Origin of the sequence: Parahaliea mediterranea (genome assembly GCF_003402235.1) — a bacterium.
GTDB lineage: Bacteria > Pseudomonadota > Gammaproteobacteria > Pseudomonadales > Halieaceae > Parahaliea > Parahaliea mediterranea.
In genome coordinates, this window is record NZ_QEWO01000001.1 from 395,315 (window position 1) to 418,500 (window position 23,186).

Below are 23,186 nucleotides of genomic sequence, written 5' to 3' on the forward strand. Positions count from 1 at the left end.
CTAGTCTGCGGCCGTGTGCAGGTGGTCGTAAATCTGCTGGGCCATGGTGGCACTGATGCCGCCCACTTTTTTTAGTTCGTCGACGCTGGCGTTCTTCACGCCCTGGGCGCTGCCAAAATGCCGCAGCAGTTCCCGGCGTCGCTTTGCGCCAACCCCGGGAATCCCTTCCAGTTGGGACTGGCGGCGTGCTTTATCGCGCCGGGCGCGGTGGCCGGTGATGGCAAAACGGTGCGCCTCGTCGCGGATATACTGTATCAGGTGCAGCGCGGGGCTGTCCCCCGGAAGCTGCCGCTCCCTGCCGCTGGCCCCCATCACCAGGGTTTCAAAACCCGCCTTGCGGGTGACGCCCTTGGCCACGCCCACCACGGTAATATCATGCAGCGCCAGGGCCTGCAGCACACCCAGGGCCTGGGCCACCTGCCCCTTGCCACCGTCGATCAACAGCACGTCTGGCAGAACGCCCTCCCCGGACTGCAGGCGTTTATAGCGCCGCTCCAGGGCCTGCTGCATGGCGCCGTAATCGTCGCCGGCGGCCACGCCTTCAATGTTGAATTTGCGATAGTCGCCCTTGCGCGGCCCGTCCTGGTCGAACACTACGCAGGACGCCACGGTGGCTTCGCCAGCGCTGTGGCTGATGTCAAAGCACTCCATGCGTTCGGGCAGCTCGTCCAATCCGAGTTCCGCCTGCAGGGCCTGCACCCGGGCCAGGGTGGTTTCGCGCCCGGACAGGTGGGCCGCCAGGTTGGTCTGGGCGGTTTGTACCGCCAGTTGCAGCCAGCGCGCCCGGGCCTCGCGCACCCGGGCACGCAGGCGCACCCGGCGCCCGCTGTGCAGGCTGAAGGCCTCGGCAATGGTGTCGGCATCCGCCGGCAGGGCATTGAGTACGATATCCGGCGGTATCTGCCGTTCACCGCCCAGGTAATACTGGGGCAAAAAGGCGGCCAGCACATCGGCCTCGCTCTCTTCGAGCTTGAGCGGCGGGTAGTAGGTTTTGCTGCCGAGCACGCGGGCGCCACGAACAAACAGGACCTGCACGCAGGCGCGGCCGCGATCCAGCGCGGCAGCGAGAATATCCAGGTCGCCACTGCCGCCCTCGATACCCTGGGTGGCCTGCACGTGCTGCAGCTGGCTGAGCTGATCGCGGTAACGAGCGGCCTCTTCGTATTTCAGTTCGGTGGCCGCCCGCTCCATGTCGTCCGCCAGCTGTACCATCAGTTCGCGGGATTTGCCGCGCAAGAACAGGCTGGTGTTTTCCACCTGCTCGGCATAATCAGCGGCGGTTACCGCCTTTACGCAGGGGGCGGTACAGCGGTCAATCTGGTACTGCAGGCAGGGCCGCGAGCGATTGCGGAAGTAGCTGTCTTCGCACTGGCGCACCTTGAAGATCTTTTGCAGAAAGTGCAGGGATTCACGCACCGCCGCGGCGCTGGGATAGGGGCCGAAATACGTGCCTTTGCGCCGCTTGGCGCCGCGGTGCAGGCTGAGGCGCGGGTAGGTATCTTCGCTGGACAGGAAGATATAGGGATAGCTTTTGTCATCCCGCAACAGGATGTTGTAAGGCGGGTGATGGGTTTTGATCAGGTTGTGCTCAAGCAGCAGGGCATCCACCTCGGTGGAGGTGACGGTGACCTGGATGTCGGCAATGCGACTCACCAGGGCCATGGTTTTTTCCGTCAGGCCGCTGGCGCGAAAGTAACTGGAAACCCGATTGCGCAGGTTTTTGGCCTTGCCGACATAGAGCAGCTCGCGCTCGGCGTTGTACATCTGGTACACGCCCGGGCGTGTGGTCAGGCGCTTGAGGAAGGACTTGTGGTCAAACTCACTCATGCCGGCGCGCCGTAGATGCGCGGCTCGATATCCAGCCCAATGCCAAACCTGGCCTGCACCGATGCGCAGATTTCCGCAGCCAGCTGCAGCAGGCGTTGGCCGCTGTTGGCGCCGCTGTTCACCAGCACCAGCGAGTGGGCCGCGTGAACCCCTACCCCCTTGCGCTCAACCCCCTTCCAACCGCAGCGTTCGATCAGCCATGCGGCGGGTATTTTGACCTCACCGTTTCCGGCGGCGAAGCTCGGCATGGCCGGTTCTGCGCGCAACAGCGCCGCCGCCTGCGCGGCAGGCACCACCGGGTTTTTGAAAAAGCTACCCGCGTTGGGCTGCACGGCCGGGTCCGGCAGGCGCGCCTGGCGGATGCTCACCACGGCGTCGAACACCTGCTGTGGTGTCGGCTGGATGATGCCGTTTTCAGCGAGCTGGGCAGCCAGGCTGGGATAGCTGCAGTCCGGCGCGGCCCGCTCATCCAGCTGGATATCCACGGACGTGATCACCAGCGCATCGCGCAGCTCGCCCTTGAAAATACTGTCGCGGTAGCCAAAGGCGCAGTCACTGGCGCCAAGGCGAAGGGGCTCGCCACTGTCGATGCGCACACCGTGCACCGCCACCACGCAGTGCGCCAGCTCCACGCCATAAGCGCCGATATTCTGGATGGGCGCAGCGCCGACGGTGCCAGGAATCAGGGCCAGGTTGGCCAGCCCCGCATAGCCCTGCTGCACGGTCCAGCCCACCAGGCGGTGCCAGTTTTCCCCCGCCGCCACGCGCAGTACCAGGCGGTTATCGTCACGGGAAATCACCTGGCGCCCGGTGCTGGCCACTTGCAGCACCAGCGCATCGATATCGCCTGCCACCACAATGTTGCTACCCTGCCCCCAGGGCACCACCGCCAGCCCCTGGGCGCGGGCAAAGGCCAGTGCGTGGTTGATCCCCGCTTCGTCCTCTGCCCGGGCGAAGGCCCGCGCACGGCCCTGCAGGGCCAGGGTGTTCAGTGTCGCCAGTTCGGTGTCAGCGCTGATGTGCACCGCGAATCTCCGCCAGCAGGCCGCCGCTGGCCGCTTCGATGAGGTCCAGCACATGGTCGAAGCCTTCATCGCCACCGTAGTATGGGTCCGGCACTTCACGCTCCGCGTCGCCGCCAAAGGCGAGGAAAAGTCCCAGGTGGCCTGTAAAACCGGCGGGGCGCATGGCCTGCAGGTCCTTCAGGTTGCTGTTATCCATGGCCAGGATGTAGTCGAACTGGTCGAAGTCCCCCGGGGCAACCTGCCGGGCGCGCAGGTGCTGCAGCTGATAGCCGCGGGTTGCCGCGGCGGCGATGGCGCGCCGGTCTGGGGCGCGGCCGATATGCCAGTCGCCAGTGCCGCAGGAATCCACCTGGATACGTTCCGACAGGCCCTGCGCGGCCACGCAGTGCTCAAACACCGCGTGGGCCGTGGGCGAGCGGCAGATGTTGCCCAGGCAGACAAAAAGCACCTTCACTGGCGGCTGTGTTGTGTGGCTCATTGCGCACCCTCCCCCAGGTAGCGGCGCAAGCGCTCCAGGTCTGCCGGTGTATCAACCCCGCCCGGCACCGCGGCGCGGGCCTCCTCCACATGAATGCCGACACCGTGGTACAGGGCCCGCAATTGTTCCAACTGTTCGAGTTGCTCCAGCGGGGCCGGCTCCCAGTCGATGTAGCGGTGTAAAAAGTCCGTGCGGTAGGCGTAGATGCCGATATGGCGGTACCAATCACCCATCGGCATGGTCTGCAAGTCGCCGGCGGCTGCACCGGCGTCACGCGGCCAGGGAATGGTGGCACGGCTGAAGTACAGCGCCATGCCGCTCTGCCCCGCCACCACTTTCACTACATTCGGGTCCCGCAGGGCGTCCAGCGAATCGATGGCCTCGCACAGGGTGGCGATGCCCGCATCGGGATGGCGGGCCAGGTTGGCGGCCACCTGGTCGATCACGGTCGGCGGTATCAGGGGCTCATCGCCCTGTACGTTGACCACGATGTGATCATCGGCAAAGCCGAGCTGGGCAGCCACTTCCTGCAGGCGGTCGGTGCCGGAGGGATGGTCGCCTCGGGTCATGCACACCTCGGCGCCAAAACCCGCCGCGCAGTCGGCAATGCGCGCGTCGTCGGTGGCAATCACCACGCGCCCGGCGCCGCTGGCGCGGGCCTGCTGCCACACGCGCTGGATCATGGGCAGCCCGGCAATCAACTGCAGGGGTTTGCCCGGCAGGCGGGTGGAGGCATAGCGGGCGGGAATCACAACGGAAAATGGCATAGTCAGGGTAACAACCGTTTGCTGGTGAAATGAGGGTGGATCAGCGCCCGCGCCTGGCCAGGGCCACCACCCGGTCTATCACCGGCTGTGGGAGTTCGGCCTCTATACGCAAAAACCAGGCCTGGGCGCGGCGTGCGGCGCTCAGCAGCGCCCGGCATTTTACCGCGTCCTTCTCGGTCATGAGAATGGGGCCGGCGGGCAGGTTGGCAAAGTCCTCGGCCACGTAGGCGTGGTGGTCGGGAAAGCGATGGGCCTGCACCGCAAGGCCCGCAGCGCGCAGGGTAGCGAAAAACTGCGCCGGCTGGCCAATGCCCGCCACCGCCTGCACGGTTTTATCGCCGGCAAATGCCGATAGCGGGTAGTGCCGGGCTGGGTCATCCAGGCTTTGCACCGCCACGGCCCGATAGCGCACACCCTGGGCGGTATCCTCGCTGCCGCGGTACAGGCTGAAATCAACGTGCTGCAGGCGCGAGAGCGGTTCGCGCAGGGGCCCGGCGGGCAGGCAGTGGCCATTGCCGGTGCGCCTGACATCGTCAAGGATGGCGATTTCCAGGTCCCGTGCCAGGGCGTAGTGCTGCAAACCATCGTCGCTGATGATGATATCGACACCGCTGCGCTCCAGCTCCCTGGCGGCACGCGACCGCTTCGGGTCCACCACGCAGGGGGCGCCAGTGCGCTGGAAGATCAGCAGCGGCTCGTCGCCGGCCTCGGCGGCGGTGGAGGCGGCGCCAAGGCGATGCGGAAAGCCCCCGGCGCTGGCACCATAACCGCGGCTCACCACGCCCGGCGACAGGCCTGCGGCCTGCAGGGCTTCCACCAGGGCGATGACCACTGGCGTTTTGCCGGTGCCACCCACGGTGATGTTGCCCACCACCACCACCGGCACCGCCGCGCGGTAGCGCTGCAGCAGGCCGTGCCGGTACAGGGCGCGACGCAGGGCCGTGCCAAGGCGGAACAGCGCTTCCAGGGGCCACAGCAGGCACAGCCAGGGCGCGCCGTCGTACCAGGCTCGCTCCAGGCGCCGGGCGGCAGACATCAGTCGGTGAATTCCTGGTGATACAGCTGGGCGTACAGGCCGCCTTCGGCCAGCAGGCGGGTGTGGCTGCCCTCGGCCACGATGCGCCCGGCATCCATCACGACGATGTGATCCGCCTTCTCGACCGTGGACAGGCGGTGCGCGATCACAATCGTGGTGCGGTTGGCGGTGATGGCCTCCAGCGCGCGCTGGATACGGTGCTCGGATTCGTTGTCCAGCGCCGAGGTGGCCTCGTCGAGAATGAGCACCGGCGCATCCTTGAGGATGGCCCGGGCTATGGCCAGGCGCTGGCGCTGGCCGCCACTCAGGCCGCCGCCATCGTCACCGAGCACGGTGTCCATGCCCTGCGGCAGCTGGTCGATGAATTCCGCGGCGTAGGCCGCCTCCAGCGCGGCACGAATGGCCGCGTCGTCGGCGTGCTGCAGGCCGCCAAAGGCAATGTTATTGCGAATGCTGTCGTTAAACAGGCTGACGTCCTGGGACACCACCGCCATCTGCGCGCGCAGGTCCGCCAGGCGGTAATCCGGCAGGGCCACTCCGTCCAGGGTGATCTCGCCGCCGGTGCAGTCGTAAAAGCGCGCCAGCAACTGCACCAGGGTGCTTTTGCCGCTGCCTGAGCGCCCCACCAGGGCCACCGACGAGGCCGCCGGAATGTGCAGGTTGATATGGTTCAGCACCGGCTGGTCGGTGCCGGGGTAGGCAAAACTCACATCATTGAAGCGTATCTCGCCGCGCGCACGCTCGACCTGCAGGCTGCCGGTATCGCGCTCGGAATCCTGGTCGAGCTGGTTGAAAATATCCTCGCAGGCGGCCAGGCCGCGCTGAATCACACTCTGGATACCGCTCAGCTGGCGTATCGGCTTGCCCAGCTGCCCGGCAGCAGTGAGAAAGGCAACCAGCGAGCCCGCCGAGAATCCGGCGAGGATGCTGGGATTCAAGGCAAACCACACCAGGGCCGACAGCGCCGCCGCCAGCAGGGTCTGGATGACCGGGGTGCTCATGGCATCGGCAAAGGCCAGCTTCAGGGTCTGGTTGCGGTTGTATTCGCTGGCCGCGCGAAAGCGCTGCTCCTGCTGGGCCTGGGCGCCGAAAATGCGCACTTCCTTGTAGGCGCCAATGGTTTCGTTGCTGACCTGTGTCACGTCGCCCATGGACGACTGGATGCGGCGGCTGTAGCGACGAAAATGCTTGCCCACCACACGCACAACCACGGCGATAAAAGGCGCCACGGCAAAAAACACCAGACACAGGCGCCAGTTGAGGTAGAGCATGTAACTGAGCAGCGCGATAACAGTGAGCCCTTCGCGCACGATGATGGTGAGGGCCTTGGTGGCGGCGCCGGTAACCTGCTCTACATTGAAGGTGATCTTGGAGATCAGCACCCCCTGGCTGTGGCGGTCGTAGTAACTGCTGGGCGCCACCAGCATCTTGCCAAACAGCTCGCAGCGCAGCTCGTGAATCAGGTTGCGTGCCACGTGGCTCATAAAATAGGTGCCCACGAAGTAGCCCATGGCCCGGGTAAAGGCCAGCACAATGGCGGCGATGGGCACGGCGATGCGCGCAAACTCCAGGGTGGTCATGTCGCCGGGATCGGCCAGGCGATAGGCCATACCGCCGATAATGCCCTTGTCGGCGCTGGTGGATTCGCCAAGGGAATCCAGCAAGAACTGCATCATATCCGCCAGCAGCACGTTGCCGAGGCTGTAGATCACATAGCCAACAATGCTGAGCGCAAAGAAGTACCAGTACGGCAATACATAGCGCAGCAGGCGCCGGTACAGGGCCCAGTCGCTCATTTGCAGGGGGCGGCTTGCGGTGTTCAGGCGGGGCATGGGGCTACCTTGGCGTGCCGGCGGTGGCCGGTTGCCGGGTGGTAATGCTGAGGTGAACAAAGCCCATCTGGCCGGCGGCGTCCATGGCGCGCACCACCGACTCGTGACTGGACTGGGCATCTGCGGTGATGATCATGGGCAGCGTGGTATCGCCGGCGGACACTTTGTAGATTGCCGCCTGCAGGGTGCGCGGGCGCTCATCCACCAGGGGCTGGCCGTTGACGCGGTAGGTGCCGGCTTCATCGATCAGTATTTCCACCTGCTCGCCGTCGCTCTCGCGTGGCTCGCCGTTGGCTTCGGGCAGGTCGATACTGAGCTGGGTTTCCCGGGTAAAGGTGGTGGACACCATGAAAAAGATCAGCAGCAGAAACACCACATCAATCAGCGGGGTCAGGTTGACGCCCACCTCTTCGCGGCTTTGGCGGCGGAATTTCAACGCCGGACTTCCCCGCCCTGCTCCGAATGCAGGGCATCCACCAGCTTGATGGTCTCCTGCTCCAGCTCCACCACAATGCCGTCGATGCGGCCGCTGAAATAGCGGTGCATCACCAGCGCCGGAATGGCCACGCTGAGGCCGGCGGCCGTGGTGATCAAGGCTTCGGAAATACCACCGGCCAGGGCGCTGGCGTTACCCGTGCCCTGGGCCATGATTTCGGCGAACACCTTGATCATGCCCACCACGGTGCCCAGCAGCCCGAGCAGCGGCGCCACCGCGGCGATGGTGCCAAGGGTGTTCAGGTAGCGTTCCAGTTCGTGAATGACATGGCTGGCGGCTTCTTCAATGCTCTCCTTCATCACATCGCGTCCATGGGGGGCGTTGCCAAGGCCGGCCGCGAGAATACGCCCCAAAGGCGAAGACTGGCGCAGGCTCTTGAGGCGGTTGGCGTCGATTTCGCCGGCTTTGAGCTGTTTCCACACCGTGGCCAGCAGGTGCGGCGGGGCAATTTTTTTCGGGTTCAGTGTGTAGAGACGTTCGATACAGATCGCGACCGCGACAATAGAACAGAGCAGGATCAGCACCATCAACCAGCCGCCTGCCGTTACCAGTTCGAGCACACCTGTGTCCTGTAACAGCGAAATTCGCGCCATTATACGCACAGCGCCGGGGGCTGAGAAAGCGCACGGCCTACTGCCAGTAGTAGCGTTGCAGGCGCCGGTGGGCGATGACCTCCGGGGCCCGGCCAGGGCGCAAAACCAGCTCCAGCGCGCCTTCGTTTGCGCTGTGCCACACCCTGCTTGGCAGCGCCGCAAGACGTGCCACCACCTCCTCATGCGGGTGCCCGAAGCGGTTGGCATAACCGGCGCTGATAACCGTATTGGCCGGCGCCACCCGATTAAGAAACGCCGCTGCGCTGGAGGTGCGGCTGCCGTGATGGCCCACCAGCAGCCAGTCGCTTTGCAGCTCACCACCCCAGTAGCGCACCAGGGCGCGCTCGCGCTCGCGGTCGATGTCACCGGCCAGCAGAATCCGCTGATCACCCACGCGAATGTGCAGCACGCAGGAGGCATTGTTGCTGGTGAGGTTCGGCTGCAGGTTTGCCTCCTGCGCGGGCGCCAGAATCCGCAGGGTCACCGCGCCATCGGGCCACTGCCAGCTTTTGCCGGCCATGCAGCGGCGGCTCCCGGCAAGCGCCAGGTCGGCCCCGGTGAGCACTTCGCCCACTGGCAGGGCCTGCACCACATCCGGCCAGCCGGCGCTGTGGTCGCTGTCGCCGTGGCTCAGCACCAGCGTGTCCAGGCGGCGAATGCCTCGCTGGCGCAGCAGCGGCAGCACCACGCTATCGGCAACGGTGGCGCCCCCGGGGATGCCGCCGCCGGTGTCGTAGAGCAACGCACGCTGGCGGTTGTAAAGCAGCACCGAGGTGCCCTGCCCCACATCGATAAACAACAGGTGCACGGCGTCTTTACCGGCTGTTCTGGGATGGACCGGGGGCAACAGTGCCGGCGTCAGCAGCAGGCACAGGGCCAACCAGCGCCGGCCCGGGCGCAACGGCAGCGCCACCAGCGCCACCGCCATCGTGGCCAGCAGCAGCTCCAGCGGCGTTGCGCTGAAGTGCCAGTAGAGCCAACCGGGGCGCGCCTGCTGCAGGCTGGCGGCCAGGGGCAGCAGGCTGTTCAGCGGCGCTGCGGCCCACTGCCACAGGGTATCGGCCAGCGGCGCGCCGAGCAGAGCCAGCAGGGTCGCCAACAGCGAAAGCGGCACCACCCACAGGCCCAGCAAGGGCACCGCCAACAGGTTGGCCGCGGCCGACACCAGGCTGGCGCCACCAAACCAGACGCCGGCGAGGGGCACCATGGCCAGGGCCATGTACAGGTGGGTGAGCGGTAGCTGCCAGGCGCGGTGGCGCTGGGCATCCAGCCAGACTGATCGCCACAGCAGGCAGGCCACGGCCCCAAAGGACAACCAGAAGCCGCTACCCAGGCCAGCCAGCGGATTGATCAACAGCAGTAGCAGCGCCGCCAGCAGCAGATTGTTCCAGGCCCCTGCCCCACGCCCCAGCAAGCTGGCCGCAACCACACAGAGCAGCATGATCAGCGCGCGCACCGTGGCCAGAGAAAAGCCAGCCAGGGCTGTGTACAGTGCCGCCAGCACCAGCGCCAACAGGGCCGGCAACCCAAGGGCCCAACTGGTATGGCCACGCAGGTGCAGCGGCAGCAGCGCCACCCGCCCGAGGAGGTAGCCAAGGCCGGCCACCAGCCCAACGTGCAGGCCGGAGATCACCAGCAAATGATTAAGGCCAAATACCTGGAAGCGCCGCCACAGGTCGCTGCCCAACGCGCTGCGATCAGCCACGGTCACCGCCTGCAGCACGGCCTGGCTGTCCAGAGGCAAGTCGAGCCTGGCAATACGCCCACTCAGGCTGGCGCGCACGCGGTGGTGCCAGGCCCCTTGCGGTGCACTGCCCAGCCGGCGGGCGGCGCCGGCTGGGCTGCGCACGCTGCCGGTGGCGTCGATGCCGGTCTGGGCAAACCAGGCCTGCATGTTGAAGGAGCCGGGGTTGACCAGCCCCCAGGGCCGCCTGAGCAGCACCTCGAAGCGCCAGTGCTCGCCGGGGCTCATGGAGGCATCGCCATAGTAGGACAGCAGCACCTTGCGCGGCCCCGCGCAGCGCGCCGGGCTCACGGACTGCAGCGCAAACTCAAAGCGCTGCTGGCGGGTGTCGGCATCAAAGTGGCTGACGCGCGGCAGTGAAACCACCCGGCCCTCCACGGCGATTGGCAAACGCACACAGTCCTGTGGCAGGGTGTGGGACAACAAAGCCTGACCGAAGTGGCTGGCAATCAGCACGCCGGCGATCAACGCCGCCATCGCGCGGGCGCCTGGCCGGCGCCATATCACCAACAGCAGGGCCGCCAGCAACAGCGCCACCTGCAACACCGGGCCCGGAAGCTGCGGCAGCCACCCGGTCAGCAACAGCCCGGCGGCCAGCGCCAGCGGCCATGCGGCCTTCAAGCCTGCGCCCATCAAGCCTGCGGCCATCAGTGGGCAACCCCGGCGATTGTGGGCATAATAGCCGGCCCCTGCCGTTGCGACGCCTGGCGTCAAGGCGCCCAGTCGACCACAGGCGGTTAGGGGATCACACACCAATTCAGGCCAGCGATGCCCAAGCACACCCTCAAACAGATCATGCCCTCCCCGGCCCGGCTGCGGGAGATCAAGGTGCTGGGGTTTCTGGGGGACTGGATTTACCAGCCCAATCTCTGGCACATCAACCGCTACTCGGCATCGATGGCGTTTTTTATCGGCCTGTTCGTTGCCTTTATTCCCCTGCCTGGGCAGATGGTGATTGCCGCACTACTGGCCATTCTGGTGCGCTGCAACCTGCCCCTGGCGGTCACCCTGATCTGGGTCACCAACCCCGTGACCATCCCCGCCGTGTTCTACCTGGCCTATCGGGTGGGCGCCCTGCTGATCAACGAGCCGGTGCAGTTCATGCACTTCCAGCTCAGCCTGGAGTGGGCCAGCGAAAGCCTGCACGCCATCTGGCAACCCCTGCTACTGGGCTGCCTGGTCTGCGGACTGTTTTTCGGCTCGCTGGGTTATTTTGTGATCAGCATGCTGTGGCGGCTGCACGTGGCCAACCGCTGGAAGGCGCGCAAGCTGCGGCGCCAGCAGGCAGGCAAAGCCCGCTAGGCGTCCTGGTGCAGGATGCGGGCCGGCGCCAGGCGCGCGGCGCGCAGGGCCGGATACAGCGCCGCCAGTACGCACATGCCCCAGGCCACTCCGCCCACCAGCAGCACGTCGGACGCCAGCACGTCCACCGGCAAAAAGGACACCGGGTACACATCGGTGCTGAGGAAGCGGTAGTTCAGCAAGCGCTCCAGGCCCTCCACCAGGGTGGGCACCGCCAGGGCGAGCCCGATGCCGAACAGGCAGCCGAGCACCGCTCCCACCAGCCCGATCACCGCCCCCTGCAGCACAAACACCCAGCCGATATCACCGCCGCTGGCCCCCAGGGTGCGCAGGATGGCGATGTCGCCCTGCTTGTCGAACACCACCAGCACCAGGGAAGACACCACATTGAAGGCGGCCACGGCGATGATGGAGAACAGCAGGATGGACACCAGATCGCGCGACAGCTGGATGGCCGCGTACAGGTTGCCGTGGGTCTGCATCCAGTTGGTGGCGTAGTAGCCGGGCGGCAGGTTCTGCACCAGTTCCCAGCCGATGCGGGCCACGTCGAACAGGTCTGAGGTTTCCACCTGCAGGCCGCTCACGGCGCCCTCGGCGGAAAGCTTGCCCCGGGCGAAGTTGATATCAACCAGCGCCACGCTTTCATCCAGCTCTGTGCCCGTGTCCAGCACACCGCACAGCTGCACCTGAACAAAGCGGGTTGCGCTGGCCCGCTCGCCCTTCGCCTGCCCGGGCACAATCAGGGTCAGGCTGTCGCCGGGCTGCACCGCCAGGCGCTCGGCCAAGCCGCGCCCCAGCACCAGGCCGTTGGGCGTGCCCATAAAGTCGATGAGCGCGTCCTGGCCGATGCTGGTCAGCAGCGCGCCCATCTCACCGCTGCTCACAACCCCCAGACCCTGGGCCGTTTCAATGCGCCGCCCCTGCATGAACAGGGCGTTAAACTGCACAAAGGGCCGCACCGCCACCACGTCGGGGTGGGCCAGTACCGGCCCGATACGCGCACGCCAGTCACTCATGCCCTGGTGGGCCTGCAACGTAATGTGCGGCACCAGCGACAGAATGCGCTCGCGCATTTCCCGGTCAAAGCCGTTCATCACCGACAGCACGGTAATCAGCAGCGTAATGGCCAGCACCAGGCCGAGCATGGACAGGGACGACAGAAAGGTGGAAAGGTGCCCGCGTCCGAAAGCGAAGCTGTAGCGCAGGGCAATGCGCAGTTTCTCGGCGAAACTCACGGGCGCGCCTGCAACCTGCCCTGTACCAGTTCCAGCGTGCGGTGCATGCGCGCGGCAATGCCCGGGTCGTGGGTGACCACCACAAAGGCCGCCTGTTCCTGACCCAGTTCGTCGATCAGCGCCAGCACCTGGGCGGCGGAATCCGGGTCGAGGTTGCCGGTGGGTTCGTCCATCAGCACCACATCCGGCGCGGCCACCAGCGCGCGGGCAATGGCCACCCGCTGACGCTCTCCGCCGGACAACTGGCCCGGCCGGTGCGCCAGGCGATGGTCCATCCCCACCCGGGCCAGCATGGCGGCGGCGCGCTCGGCGGCGCGCGAGCGGGACTCGCCAGCAATCAGCAGCGGCATGGCCACATTCTCGGCGGCATCAAACTCCGGCAGCAGGTGGTGAAACTGGTACACGAAACCCATGCGGGCATTGCGCAGGCGGCAGCGGGCGCGCTCATCCAGGGCGGCCATATCCTGCCCCGCCATCAGCACCCGGCCGCTGCTCGGGTCGTCCAGTCCCCCCAGCAGGTTGAGCAGGGTGGATTTGCCGGAGCCGGACGCGCCCACCACGGCAACGGTCTCGCCGGGCAGCAGGGTAAAGTTCACCCCGTCCAGCACCTGCACGTGCTGGTCGCCGTCGCTGTACACGCGGCCCAGGTTTTCGCAGCGCAACACCGCCTCACTCATAGCGCAGCACCTCCGCCGGCGCCACCTGGGCGGCGCGCCAGGCCGGGTACAGGGTGGCCAGCAGGCTGAGCAGCAGCGAGGCCAGCACCACCACCACCACATCGCGCCCCATCAAAACAGAGGGCAACTCGCTGATGAAATACACATTGGGATCAAACAGCTTGACCCCAAGCAAGCCCTCCAGAAACGCCGTAACCGGTGCAATGTAGGAGGCCAGCAGCATGCCCAGCAGCGCGCCCAGGCTGATGCCGGCCAGTGCCAGCCCCAGCCCGTGAGCCACAAACACCGCCATCACGCCCCGGGCGCTGGCCCCCATCGTGCGCAACACGGCAATGTCGCGGCGCTTTTCCGCCACCGACATCACCAGGGTCGATACGATATTGAAGGCGGCCACCGCCACCACGCTGAGCAGCAACAGGCTGACCATGATCTTCTCCATTTTGACGGCCCTGAACAGCGAGCCCTGGGTCTGGCTCCAGTCGCGCACCTCGATGCCCTGCGGCAGCATGGGGCGCAGCTGGGCGGCGATGGCCGGTGCGCGGTACAGGTCTTCGGTTTTCACCTGCAGGCCCTCCACCCGGCCCTTCTCGCCGAACAGCTTCTGGCCGGTGGCGAGTGACACATAGGCCTGGTAGGTATCCGGCTGGGCGCCCACCTCGAACAGCCCCACCACCTGCAAGCGCTTGCTGCGCGGGAAGGCCCCCAGGGGCGTGACAGTAATGCGCGGCAGGGTCACCTCCACGCTATCGCCCGGCATCACGCCGAGCTGGCGGGCCAGGGAGGCGCCAAGAACCACTGAAAACGGCGTGTCATCCAGCGCCGACAGTGAGCCGGCCACCAGCGACTGCGGCATGCGCGACACGCCGCCTTCGGTGGCGGTATCAATGGCAGTCAATACCCCGCCGTGCATCAGGTAGGGGCCGCTGAAAATCACTTTGTCGCTGATGTAGGGCGAGGCGGCAATCACCCCGCTCTGCTGGCGTACCCGCTCGGCCAGCGCGGGCCAGTCGGCAATGCCACCAGTGGTGGATTCCAGGTAGGCATGGGGCACCAGCGACAGAATGCGCTGGCGCAATTCGCCGGCAAAGCCGTTCATCACCGACAGCACGGTGATCAGGCTGGCCACACCCAGCACCATGCCCAGCATGGACACCAGGGCGATCAGCCCGGTGAAACGGCTGCGCTTGCGGCTGAAGCTGTAGCGCAGGCCGATGAACAGTGCGTAGTGATCAGAAAATGTCGAGAGTGCCCGCAAGCGCCGCGCGTCCCTGCTGCTGGTCTACCGGTGGAGCCTAGCGCTTGTCGCTGGCGTCGTAGAAGCTGGCGCCGCCACTGCCCTCGCTGCCGCGGGTTTCCTCGTCGCAGCGCTTGGGGTCGCCGCCACAAATCTCGCAGCTCTGGTCGATGCCAAGGGCACCAATACCGCCGCAGGAGCCCTTGATGGGCGCCCTGCCGGCCATCACACCCACGGCCATCGCGGCGATCACCGCGGCAAACACCAGCGCACTTATCAGAAAAATCGCCATAGTCACCTCTGCGGCCCAGCAGGGGCCGGCTCTGTTGCGCCCTCACCCAGCCAGGGGGTAAAGGCCTCTGTATGACTGGCGGCAAAGCCCTCGCCCTGCCGCCGGATGAAATATACCGCCAGCCCCTGCTGGCTGGCCACCTGCATGGCCTCATCGGCACCCAGCACCTCCAGTGCCGTGGCCCAGGCGTCGGCGTGCATGGCATCCGCCGCCAGCACCGTCACCGACACCAGGTCATGAGCCACCGGATAGCCGGTGCGGGGGTCGATGCTGTGGGAGTAGCGCTTGCCGTCCAGTTCAAAAAAGTTCCGGTAATCGCCCGAGGTGGCCACCGCGATGTTGCTGAGCGACAGGGCCACCGACGGCGCCCGGGCACCTGCCGTGGGCTGCTCGATGGCTATCCGCCATGCATCGCCCCGGGGGCTGCGCCCGGAGAGGCGCATCTCGCCACCTACTTCGACAAGAAAATCCGCCACTTGTTGCGCCTGCAGGTAGCTGGCCAGGCGATCCACCGCGTAACCCTTGGCAATGGAAGAAAAATCCAGGCTCACAGCGCGCGTTCTACGCACTCGCCCGCCTTGGGGGTCCACCTCAAGGTAGCGCTGGCCAACCTGCTCACGCAGGGCCGCCACCGCCTCGGCAGCGGGCACCGCGTCGCCCCCCCTGCCCGGCCCAAAGCCCCACAGGTTGACCAGCGGGGCCACGGTCACATCGTAGGCGCCGCCGCTCTGCTCACCGATCGCCAGCGCGGCCTGCAACACGGTCAGAAACGGCTCCGACACCGCCAGCCACTGCCCCACCGGATGCCGGTTGAACACGCTGATCTCGGCATCCTCGCGATAGGTGGACATGCTCTGGTTGACAGCTTCCAGCTCCGCCTCCAGCGCCGCCTGCACCTGCAGGGGATCGGGCGCCGCCGCCAGGGCGGTGTAGGTCACGTGCCAGGTGGTGCCCATGGTATCGCCGGCCAGGCGTACTGTATCGCCCGCGTCGCTGCCGGCCTGTTCGCCGCAGGCGCCGAGCAGACCCGCCAGGGCCAGCAGCACACAAAAAAGCCACCCCGGGGAGTGGCTTTTTGCGTTGGGCGTCAGGGTATTCACCTAGCCGCCGAAGTCGTCCAGCATGATGTTCTCCGGCTCCACGCCGAGGTCGGTCAGCATCTGGATCACCGCGGCGTTCATCATCGGCGGGCCACACATGTAGAACTCGCAGTCCTCCGGCGCCGGGTGGTTCTTCAGGTACTCTTCAAACAGCACGTTGTGAATGAAGCCGGTCAGGCCGTTCCAGTTGTCCTCCGGCTGGGGGTCGGACAGAGCCACGTGCCACTCGAAGTTGTCGTTCTCCGCGGCCAGCATGTCGTACTCGTCCTGGTAGAACATCTCGCGCAGGGAGCGCGCGCCGTACCAGAAGGATATCTTGCGCTTGCTGCCCAGGCGCTTGAGCTGGTCGAAGATGTGCGAACGCATGGGCGCCATACCGGCACCACCACCGATGAAGACCATCTCGGCGTCGGTATCCTTGGCGAAGAACTCACCGAAGGGACCGTACACGGTCACCTTGTCGCCAGGCTTGAGGTTGAACACCCAGGACGACATCTGGCCGCAGGGAATGCCCTCGCTGCCGGGAGGCGGGGTGGCGATACGGATGTTGAACTTCACCACGCCCTTTTCTTCCGGGTAGTTGGCCATGGAGTAGGCGCGAATCACCGGCTCCTTGACTTCCGACTGCAGCTTGAAGAAGCCAAAACGCTCCCAGTCGCCGCGGTACTCTTCGTCGATGTCGAAGTCTTCGTACTTGACCAGGTGCGGCGGGCATTCCAACTGCACGTAACCGCCGGCGCGGAAGTCCACGTTCTCGCCCTCGGGCAGGCGCAGGGTCAGCTCCTTGATGAAGGTGGCCACGTTGGGGTTGGATTCCACCGTGCACTCCCACTGCTTCACGCCGAACACTTCCTCGGGCACCTCGATCTTCATGTCCTGCTTGACCGCGGTCTGGCAGGACAGGCGCCAGCCCTCGGCGGCATCACGGCGGGTGAAGTGGGATTCCTCGGTGGGCAGCATGGAGCCGCCGCCCTCGTTCACTATGCATTTGCACTGGGCGCAGGTTCCGCCGCCGCCGCAGGCGGAGGGCAGGAACAGGCCGGTTTCAGACAGGGTCTGCAGCAATTTGCCGCCGGCGGGCACGGTGATGGTCTTCTCGCCGTTGATCTCGATGTTTACATCACCACTGCTGACCAGCCGGGAGCGGGCAAACAGAATGATAAACACCAGCGCCAGCACGATCGCGGTGAACATGCCGACGCCGAGAAAAATAGTGTTGGTTTCCATTGCTACCTCTCGTCGCGCTTAGATGGAGATGCCGCCGAAGGACATGAAGCCCAGCGACATCAGGCCGACGGTAATGAAGGTGATACCCAGGCCACGCAGGCCTTCGGGAATATCGGAGTACTTCAGCTTCTCGCGAATGCCCGCCAGGGCCACAATGGCCAGCGCCCAGCCCACACCCGCACCGGCGCCAAAGGCCACACTCTCACCAAAGGTGTAGTCGCGCTCGACCATGAACAGGGAGGCACCCATGATGGCGCAGTTCACGGTGATCAGCGGCAGGAACACGCCAAGGGCGTTGTAGAGCGCCGGCACGAACTTGTCGAGGAACATCTCCATGATCTGCACGATGGCGGCAATCACCCCGATGTAGGACAGCAGGCCCAGGAAGCTCAAATCCACATCCGGCAGCCCGGCCCAGGCCAGTGCGCCATCGGCCAGCAGGTAGTTGTAGATCAGGTTGTTGACCGGCACGGTGATGGTGAGCACCACCACCACGGCAATGCCAAGGCCAATGGCCGCCTGTACCTTCTTGGAAATCGCCAGGAAGGTACACATGCCGAGGAAGAAGGCCAGGGCCATGTTCTCGATGAACACGGCACGGATAAACAGGCTCAGATAGTGTTCCATTTACGCGGCCTCCTCGACTGCGGTGTGTTTGGCCATCTTGTAGTCCGGCGCTTCCACCTGGCTCTTGTCCCAGCTGCGCAGGGCCCAGATGAACAGGCCAATCAGGAAGAAGGCGCTGGGCGCCAGCAGCATCAGGCCGTTGGGGTTGTACCAGCCGCCTTCGGTCACCACCGGCAGTACCTGGTAGCCAAACAGCTTGCCGGCGCCAAACAGCTCGCGGAAGAAGGCCACCACCAGCAGCACCACTGAGTAGCCCAGGCCATTGCCAATACCGTCAACAAAGCTCGGCAGCGGCGGGTTCTTCATGGCGAAGGCTTCGGCGCGGCCCATCACGATACAGTTGGTGATGATCAGGCCGACGAAGACCGACAGCTGCTTGCTAATTTCAAAGGCGTAGGCCTTGAGCACCTGGTCCACCACAATCACCAACGAGGCAATGATGATCATCTGCACAATGATGCGGATGCTGCCCGGGATGTGCTTGCGGATGCAGGACACAAAGAGGTTGGAGAACGCCGTAACGCTGGTCAGGGCGATACACATGACCACGGTCACCTGCAGGGAGGTGGTTACCGCCAGGGCGGAGCAGATCCCCAGGATCTGCAGGGCGATGGGGTTGTTACGCAGGATGGGCTGCGTGAGTGTTTCCTTCATCTCAGACATCTCAGGCCTCCCCGGCTTTCAGGTTTTCGATAAAGGGCTGGTAGCCCTGCTCACCCAGCCAGAACTGCACCAGGTTGCTGACCCCGTTGGAGGTCAGGGTGGCGCCAGACAGGCCATCCACCTGCCATTCGGCATTGGCGCTGGACGGGTCGACGGTGCCTTTGATCAGGCCGAGCTCAACGTCGCCGTCCTTGTACACCTTTTTGCCGGGCCACTTGGCCTTCCAACTGGGGTTGTCCACTTCGCCACCGAGCCCGGGGGTTTCGCCGTGCTCGGCAAAGCCCAGGCCGACGACGGTGTTGAGGTCGGACTCCAGGGCCATAAAGCCATAGAGGGTGGACCACAGGCCGTAACCGTGAACCGGCAGGATGATCTTGTCCAGTTCGCCCTGCTCGTCGTTGACCAGGTAAACCTCGGCAAAATCAGCGCGGCGCTTGATCTTGGCGATGTCCTCGTCCTGGCTCAGGGTCTTTGAGGTGGACGGGTCCTTGGACGCCTTGCGCTGGTCGTAACTTTTCGGGTCCACCGCGTCGCTGTATTTGCCAGTGCGCAGATCGACAATGCGGGTTTCTACCTGCTCAAACTGCTTGTCGATGGACACGCCCTCTTCCAGCATGCCTGCGGCAGCCAGGATGTTGCGCTTGCGATCGAGGGTTTTGTTGGCCTCCTGGGTGGGCTTGAGCACCACCGCGGCGGTGGAGACCACCACGGAGCACACGATGCACAGGGAGAAGGCAACGATCAGTGTTTTCTTGATACCGTCGTTACTGGACACGGGCGAGCCTCCGTTTGATGTTGGCCTGGATCACAAAGTGGTCCGTCAGCGGAGCGAAGATGTTGCCGAACAGAATGGCGAGCATGATGCCCTCGGGGAAGGCCGGGTTCATCACGCGGATCAGCACGGCCATGAGGCCGATGAGAATCCCGTAGGCCCACTTGCCGCCATTGGTCATGGCCGCGGATACCGGGTCGGTGGCCATGAACATCATGCCGAAGGCAAAGCCACCGGTGACCAGGTGCCAGTACCAGGGCATGGCGAAGGCCGGGTTGGTATCCGAGCCCACCAGGTTGAACAGGGTGGACAGCGCCACCATGCCCAGGAACACGCCGGCCACAATGCGCCAGGCGGCAATGCGCATCATCAGCAGCACGGCGCCGCCGATGAGGATGGCCAGGGTGGAGGTTTCGCCAATGGAGCCCGGCAGGTTGCCGAGGAAGGCGTCCATCCAGGTCCACTGCTCCTGCAGCGCCGGCATACCGCCGGAGGCCACCACAGACAGCGGGGTGGCGCCGGTGTAGCCGTCAACGGCTGTCCATACCGCATCGCCGGACATGGAAGCCGGGTAGGCAAAGTACAGGAAGGCGCGGCCGGTGAGTGCCGGGTTGAGGAAGTTCTTGCCGGTGCCGCCAAACACTTCCTTGCCGATCACCACACCAAAGCTGATGCCCAGGGCCACCTGCCACAGGGGGATGTCCGGCGGGCAGGTCAGGGCAAACAGGATGGAGGTCACGAAGAAGCCTTCGTTCACCTCGTGGCCGCGTTTCATGGCAAACAGCACTTCCCAGAAACCGCCAACGGCGAAGGTCACCAGGTAAATGGGCAGGAAGTACAGGGCGCCAAAGAAGAAGCAGTCCCACAGGCTGCCGGCGTCGTAGCCGCCGAACAGGCCGATCAGGGCACCGCGCCAGCCGTCAACGGCACCGCCGTGGGCGGCAATCACGTCGTTGGCCTGGAAGCCCAGGTTGTACATGCCGTAGAACATGGCCGGGAAGGCGCAGAACCACACCGTGATCATGATGCGCTTGAGGTCTACACCGTCGCGCACATGGGCGTTGCTCTTGGTCACCGAGCCGGGGGAATAGAAGATGGTGTCCACCGCTTCATACAGGGCGTACCAGTTCTGGTAGCGGCCACCGTCCTGGAAGTGGTGTTCCATGTTGTCGAGAATCTTGCGCAGTCCCACGGGATTAACCCTCCTTCTCGATGCGTGTCAGGTTGTCCCTGAGGATGGGGCCGTATTCGTACTTGCCCGGACAAACATAGGTGCAAAGCGCCAGATCTTCCTCGTCCAGATCCAGGCAACCCAGGGCCTGGGCCGTTTCGGTGTCGCCGACGATCAGCGCGCGCAGCAGCTGGGTGGGCAGCATGTCCATGGGCACCACGCGCTCGTAAGTGCCCACCGGCACCATGGCGCGCTCGGAGCCGTTGGTGTTGGTAGTCATGGCCAGGGGCTTGCTGCCGAACAGGTTGCTCAGGTAGATGCCGAGGGCCGAGTGGCGCTGGGCGCCGGGGCTCAGGTAGCGCAGGAACTCGCGCTGGCGCCCTTCCAGCAGGACCGACACCTGGTTGTGGTAGCGCCCCAGGTAGGCAGTGGGTGCCTGGGTGGCGCGCCCGCCCAGCACGGAGCCGGACACAATGCGGTTTTCGCCGTCTTTCACCTGGCCGGCGCACAGGGCCTGCAGGTCGGCACCGATGCGGGTGCGCAGCAGTCGCGGCTGCTCCACCTGGGGGCCACCGAGGGAAATCACGCGGCCTGTATAGAGTTTGCCGTCCAGGAAGGTGCGGCCGATGGCAATCACGTCCTGGTAGCCGATGGTCCACACCGGCTTGTCGACGGTGACGCCACCGCGCAGCAGGTTGATGTGGGTACCCGCCAGCCCCGCAGGGTGCGGGCCGGCAAATTCATGCACTTCAATATTGCTGGCGCTGCCGGCGGGCACATCGGCACCGGCGGCCTTGCACAGGTAGAGCGGGCCCGCGACCAGTTTGGCCAGCAAATCCAGGCCCAGGCCAAAGGCCTCCGCCTGCTCGGCAATCACCAGCGCGGGGTCGGCCGCCAGGGGCTGGGTGTCGATGGCGGTCACAAACAGGGCCGCGGCCTCGCTGCCCGGTGCCGGCACCTTGCTGAAGGGGCGGGTTCTCAGGGCTGTCCACAGGCCGTTCTGCACCAGCTGCTCGCGCACGGCGGCACCGTCCAGGGCGCGGGCGGCAGCAGCATCGTGCGCAGGGAAACTCTCGAAGGATTCATCGGCGCCGACTTCAATGACCACCGATTGCAGCACGCGCTTGGCGCCGCGGTTGATGGCGGCAACGGTGCCACCGGCGGGTGCGGTGTAGCGCACGCCCTCGGTCTTTTTGTCGGTGAACAGCAGTTGCCCGGCTTTAACGGTGTCACCCACCGCCACTTCCATGGTGGGTTTCATGCCGACATAGTCAAAACCGACCAGCGCAACAGCGCGGGCGGCAGGGGCATTGTCAATGGTTTGCTGGGGCGCACCCTGTAAAGGGATATTCAGGCCCCGCTTGATCTTGATCATACGATCTGCCTGCAGATTGAGAACAACATTAAATATAGCGACTGGAGACCCGATTGAGTCCGGCGATCCGCTGCCGGAACAAGCGCGTCAGTTAGCATTTATTGCCGTAAAAACAGGCAAATTCTGCCACCCGGATTCGAGCCGCGCGCATTATAGCGGAATGCCCCCCCGCATGACCACTGTCGCAACGGGGGGCAGCTATCGGATTGCGGGCAGGTGTTTACCCTGCCCGGCGGCTTACGCCTCCTTCGGATAGACCCGGTAATCGATACCGGCCATTTGTTCGAGAATGCGGTACACCTGGCAGCTGTAGCCAAACTCGTTGTCGTACCACAGGTAGACCACGGCCTGGGTGCCGTTGACGATGGTGGCCTGGGCGTCGTAGATGCAGGCGTGGCGGGAGCCAACAAAATCCGACGACACCACCTCGGGCGAGTTGGAGTAGTCGATCTGCTTGCGCATGGGCGAGTGCAGTGCCACGTTGCGCATGTACTCGTTCAGTGCTTCCTTGTCGGTAGCGCGGCCCAGGGTCAGGTTCAGGATGGCCATGGACACATTCGGCGTGGGCACGCGGATGGCGTTGCCGGTGAGCTTGCCCTGCAGCTTCGGCAGCACCTTGGCCACCGCCTTGGCGGCGCCGGTTTCGGTGAGCACCATGTTCAAGGGCGCGCTGCGGCCACGGCGCTCGGCCTTGTGGTAGTTGTCGATCAGGTTCTGGTCGTTGGTGTAGGCGTGCACCGTCTCCACGTGGCCGGTGACAATCCCGTACTCGTCATCGATGGCCTTCAGCGGCGGCACAATGGCGTTGGTGGTGCAGGACGCGGCGGAGATGATGGTGTCGGAATCTTCAATGATGTCATGGTTGATGCCGGCCACCACGTTCTTCATGTCGCCCTTGCCGGGCGCGGTGAGGATCACCTTGCTCACCCCGGGGCACTTGAGGTGCTGGGACAGGCCGTCCTCGTCGCGCCAGACGCCGGTGTTGTCCACCACAATGGCGTTGTTGATGCCGTACTCGGTGTAGTCCACCTCAGCGGGTGAATCGGCGTAGATCACTTTCACTTCGTTGCCGTTGGCGACGAAGGAGCCATGCTCCTCGTCGACCCGGATGGTGCCCTCGAAGGCGCCGTGCACGGAGTCGCGGCGCAGCAGGCTGGCGCGCTTGACCAGGTCGTTGGGCGCTTTGCCCTTGCGCACCACCACCGCGCGCAGGCGCAGGCTGTCGCCGCCGTCGGTCTTGTCGATCAGGATACGGGCCATCAGGCGGCCGATACGGCCAAAACCGTAAAGCACCACGTCCCGGGGCTCGGCCACGGGCTTCTCGGTGCAGCCGATCAGGTCGCTGACCTGCTCGGTAACATATTCTTCAATGGACTTGCCAGCGCCGTGGCCGCGGTCGTAGTAGTCAACCGCCAGGCGGCCGATGTCGATGTGGGCGGAGCCCAGGGCCAGCTTGCTCAGGGCTTCCAGTACCGGGAAGGTTTCGAACTCGGACAGCTCGTTTTCCTCGACCTGGCGCACGTAGCGGTGATCTTTCATGATCTCCAGCACAGAGCGGTTCACCAGTGACTTGCCGTAAACGTAGCACTTGACGTTGCGCTCGCGGGACAACTGCCCCACCAGCGGAATCATGCCTTCGGCCAGCGCTTCGCGCTCTTTCCAGTCCCGGAAGTAGTCTGCCGGGCGCTCTCTTTTGCGTTCGCTCACTGTGGA

The 23,186-nt window shown here is 65.1% G+C and carries 22 protein-coding genes; 1 reads left to right on the top strand and 21 read right to left on the bottom strand.

Annotated elements, in window-relative coordinates; genetic code table 11:
- The 9 genes from uvrC to DDZ17_RS01675 all read right to left on the bottom strand — a co-directional run bounded on the left by uvrC (position 1) and on the right by DDZ17_RS01675 (position 10,446).
- Entirely contained in the window at positions 1–1,827 is a 1,827-nt protein-coding gene (gene uvrC / locus DDZ17_RS01635; protein WP_116364211.1) for an excinuclease ABC subunit UvrC, read from the bottom strand.
- The gene (gene murB, locus DDZ17_RS01640; RefSeq protein ID WP_157976393.1) at positions 1,824–2,852 is read right to left on the bottom strand and encodes a UDP-N-acetylmuramate dehydrogenase; all 1,029 of its coding nucleotides are present in this window, start codon (positions 2,850–2,852) and stop codon (positions 1,824–1,826) included. Before murB ends, uvrC begins: the two co-directional genes overlap by 4 nt.
- On the bottom strand, positions 2,836–3,330 hold the full coding sequence (locus tag DDZ17_RS01645; protein WP_116364213.1) for a low molecular weight protein-tyrosine-phosphatase: 495 nt from the start codon (positions 3,328–3,330) through the stop codon (positions 2,836–2,838). The genes murB and DDZ17_RS01645 overlap by 17 nt, the downstream gene beginning before the upstream one ends.
- A complete protein-coding gene (kdsB, locus tag DDZ17_RS01650) occupies positions 3,327–4,097 on the bottom strand; it encodes a 3-deoxy-manno-octulosonate cytidylyltransferase (RefSeq protein ID WP_206613406.1) in 771 nt (256 codons plus the stop codon). Before kdsB ends, DDZ17_RS01645 begins: the two co-directional genes overlap by 4 nt.
- Before the next feature lie 40 nt (positions 4,098–4,137).
- A complete protein-coding gene (gene lpxK / locus DDZ17_RS01655; RefSeq protein WP_116364215.1) occupies positions 4,138–5,133 on the bottom strand; it encodes a tetraacyldisaccharide 4'-kinase in 996 nt (331 codons plus the stop codon).
- Positions 5,133–6,965 (bottom strand): lipid A export permease/ATP-binding protein MsbA, encoded by a 1,833-nt coding sequence (gene msbA, locus DDZ17_RS01660; protein WP_116364216.1) that lies wholly within the window; start codon positions 6,963–6,965, stop codon positions 5,133–5,135. The genes lpxK and msbA overlap by 1 nt, the downstream gene beginning before the upstream one ends.
- Positions 6,966–6,969: 4 nt before the next feature.
- On the bottom strand, positions 6,970–7,401 hold the full coding sequence (locus DDZ17_RS01665; protein ID WP_116364217.1) for an ExbD/TolR family protein: 432 nt from the start codon (positions 7,399–7,401) through the stop codon (positions 6,970–6,972).
- Positions 7,398–8,021, bottom strand: coding sequence for a MotA/TolQ/ExbB proton channel family protein (locus DDZ17_RS01670; RefSeq protein WP_116364218.1), 624 nt, complete (start codon positions 8,019–8,021; stop codon positions 7,398–7,400). Before DDZ17_RS01670 ends, DDZ17_RS01665 begins: the two co-directional genes overlap by 4 nt.
- A 70-nt stretch (positions 8,022–8,091) precedes the next feature.
- Positions 8,092–10,446, bottom strand: coding sequence for a DNA internalization-related competence protein ComEC/Rec2 (locus tag DDZ17_RS01675; protein ID WP_116364219.1), 2,355 nt, complete (start codon positions 10,444–10,446; stop codon positions 8,092–8,094).
- A gap of 120 nt (positions 10,447–10,566) precedes the next feature.
- Here DDZ17_RS01675 and DDZ17_RS01680 point away from each other — a divergent pair, with 120 nt between their 5' ends.
- Positions 10,567–11,100 (top strand): DUF2062 domain-containing protein, encoded by a 534-nt coding sequence (locus DDZ17_RS01680; protein ID WP_116364220.1) that lies wholly within the window; start codon positions 10,567–10,569, stop codon positions 11,098–11,100.
- Here DDZ17_RS01680 and DDZ17_RS01685 read toward each other — a convergent pair.
- The 12 genes from DDZ17_RS01685 to DDZ17_RS01740 all read right to left on the bottom strand — a co-directional run bounded on the left by DDZ17_RS01685 (position 11,097) and on the right by DDZ17_RS01740 (position 23,180).
- Positions 11,097–12,335: a lipoprotein-releasing ABC transporter permease subunit gene (locus DDZ17_RS01685; RefSeq protein WP_116364221.1), complete on the bottom strand. Its 1,239-nt coding sequence runs from the start codon at positions 12,333–12,335 to the stop codon at positions 11,097–11,099. The genes DDZ17_RS01680 and DDZ17_RS01685 overlap by 4 nt on opposite strands.
- Positions 12,332–13,012, bottom strand: a complete 681-nt coding sequence (locus DDZ17_RS01690) for an ABC transporter ATP-binding protein (protein ID WP_116364222.1) — start codon at positions 13,010–13,012, stop codon at positions 12,332–12,334. Before DDZ17_RS01690 ends, DDZ17_RS01685 begins: the two co-directional genes overlap by 4 nt.
- The gene (locus tag DDZ17_RS01695; RefSeq protein WP_241505751.1) at positions 13,005–14,267 is read right to left on the bottom strand and encodes a lipoprotein-releasing ABC transporter permease subunit; all 1,263 of its coding nucleotides are present in this window, start codon (positions 14,265–14,267) and stop codon (positions 13,005–13,007) included. Before DDZ17_RS01695 ends, DDZ17_RS01690 begins: the two co-directional genes overlap by 8 nt.
- A 37-nt stretch (positions 14,268–14,304) precedes the next feature.
- The gene (gene nqrM / locus DDZ17_RS01700) at positions 14,305–14,538 is read right to left on the bottom strand and encodes a (Na+)-NQR maturation NqrM (RefSeq protein ID WP_116364223.1); all 234 of its coding nucleotides are present in this window, start codon (positions 14,536–14,538) and stop codon (positions 14,305–14,307) included.
- A gap of 2 nt (positions 14,539–14,540) precedes the next feature.
- Positions 14,541–15,638 (bottom strand): FAD:protein FMN transferase, encoded by a 1,098-nt coding sequence (locus DDZ17_RS01705; protein ID WP_116364224.1) that lies wholly within the window; start codon positions 15,636–15,638, stop codon positions 14,541–14,543.
- A complete protein-coding gene (nqrF, locus tag DDZ17_RS01710; RefSeq protein WP_116364225.1) occupies positions 15,639–16,865 on the bottom strand; it encodes an NADH:ubiquinone reductase (Na(+)-transporting) subunit F in 1,227 nt (408 codons plus the stop codon). It abuts the gene before it with no gap.
- 18 nt (positions 16,866–16,883) lie between these two features.
- A complete protein-coding gene (gene nqrE, locus DDZ17_RS01715; RefSeq protein ID WP_116364226.1) occupies positions 16,884–17,492 on the bottom strand; it encodes an NADH:ubiquinone reductase (Na(+)-transporting) subunit E in 609 nt (202 codons plus the stop codon).
- The gene (locus tag DDZ17_RS01720) at positions 17,493–18,155 is read right to left on the bottom strand and encodes an NADH:ubiquinone reductase (Na(+)-transporting) subunit D (RefSeq protein ID WP_116364227.1); all 663 of its coding nucleotides are present in this window, start codon (positions 18,153–18,155) and stop codon (positions 17,493–17,495) included.
- A gap of 1 nt (position 18,156) precedes the next feature.
- Entirely contained in the window at positions 18,157–18,930 is a 774-nt protein-coding gene (locus DDZ17_RS01725; RefSeq protein ID WP_116364228.1) for a Na(+)-translocating NADH-quinone reductase subunit C, read from the bottom strand.
- Positions 18,920–20,119, bottom strand: a complete 1,200-nt coding sequence (locus DDZ17_RS01730) for an NADH:ubiquinone reductase (Na(+)-transporting) subunit B (protein WP_116364229.1) — start codon at positions 20,117–20,119, stop codon at positions 18,920–18,922. The genes DDZ17_RS01725 and DDZ17_RS01730 overlap by 11 nt, the downstream gene beginning before the upstream one ends.
- Positions 20,120–20,123: 4 nt before the next feature.
- Positions 20,124–21,473 (bottom strand): Na(+)-translocating NADH-quinone reductase subunit A, encoded by a 1,350-nt coding sequence (locus tag DDZ17_RS01735; protein WP_116364230.1) that lies wholly within the window; start codon positions 21,471–21,473, stop codon positions 20,124–20,126.
- Positions 21,474–21,710: 237 nt separating this feature from the next.
- Positions 21,711–23,180: a glyceraldehyde-3-phosphate dehydrogenase gene (locus DDZ17_RS01740; RefSeq protein ID WP_116364231.1), complete on the bottom strand. Its 1,470-nt coding sequence runs from the start codon at positions 23,178–23,180 to the stop codon at positions 21,711–21,713.
- Positions 23,181–23,186: the final 6 nt, after the last annotated feature.

What these genes read in the sequence shown, in the direction of transcription:
- uvrC (WP_116364211.1), bottom strand. Translation starts at nt 1,827, where the DNA reads ATGAGTGAGTTTGACCACAAGTCCTTCCTCAAGCGCCTGACCACACGC.
- DDZ17_RS01645 (WP_116364213.1), bottom strand. Translation starts at nt 3,330, where the DNA reads ATGAGCCACACAACACAGCCGCCAGTGAAGGTGCTTTTTGTCTGCCTG.
- kdsB (WP_206613406.1), bottom strand. Translation starts at nt 4,097, where the DNA reads ATGCCATTTTCCGTTGTGATTCCCGCCCGCTATGCCTCCACCCGCCTG.
- lpxK (WP_116364215.1), bottom strand. Translation starts at nt 5,133, where the DNA reads ATGTCTGCCGCCCGGCGCCTGGAGCGAGCCTGGTACGACGGCGCGCCC.
- msbA (WP_116364216.1), bottom strand. Translation starts at nt 6,965, where the DNA reads ATGCCCCGCCTGAACACCGCAAGCCGCCCCCTGCAAATGAGCGACTGG.
- DDZ17_RS01675 (WP_116364219.1), bottom strand. Translation starts at nt 10,446, where the DNA reads ATGGCCGCAGGCTTGATGGGCGCAGGCTTGAAGGCCGCATGGCCGCTG.
- DDZ17_RS01680 (WP_116364220.1), top strand. Translation starts at nt 10,567, where the DNA reads ATGCCCAAGCACACCCTCAAACAGATCATGCCCTCCCCGGCCCGGCTG.
- DDZ17_RS01690 (WP_116364222.1), bottom strand. Translation starts at nt 13,012, where the DNA reads ATGAGTGAGGCGGTGTTGCGCTGCGAAAACCTGGGCCGCGTGTACAGC.
- nqrM (WP_116364223.1), bottom strand. Translation starts at nt 14,538, where the DNA reads ATGGCGATTTTTCTGATAAGTGCGCTGGTGTTTGCCGCGGTGATCGCC.
- nqrF (WP_116364225.1), bottom strand. Translation starts at nt 16,865, where the DNA reads ATGGAAACCAACACTATTTTTCTCGGCGTCGGCATGTTCACCGCGATC.
- nqrE (WP_116364226.1), bottom strand. Translation starts at nt 17,492, where the DNA reads ATGGAACACTATCTGAGCCTGTTTATCCGTGCCGTGTTCATCGAGAAC.
- DDZ17_RS01720 (WP_116364227.1), bottom strand. Translation starts at nt 18,155, where the DNA reads ATGTCTGAGATGAAGGAAACACTCACGCAGCCCATCCTGCGTAACAAC.
- DDZ17_RS01735 (WP_116364230.1), bottom strand. Translation starts at nt 21,473, where the DNA reads ATGATCAAGATCAAGCGGGGCCTGAATATCCCTTTACAGGGTGCGCCC.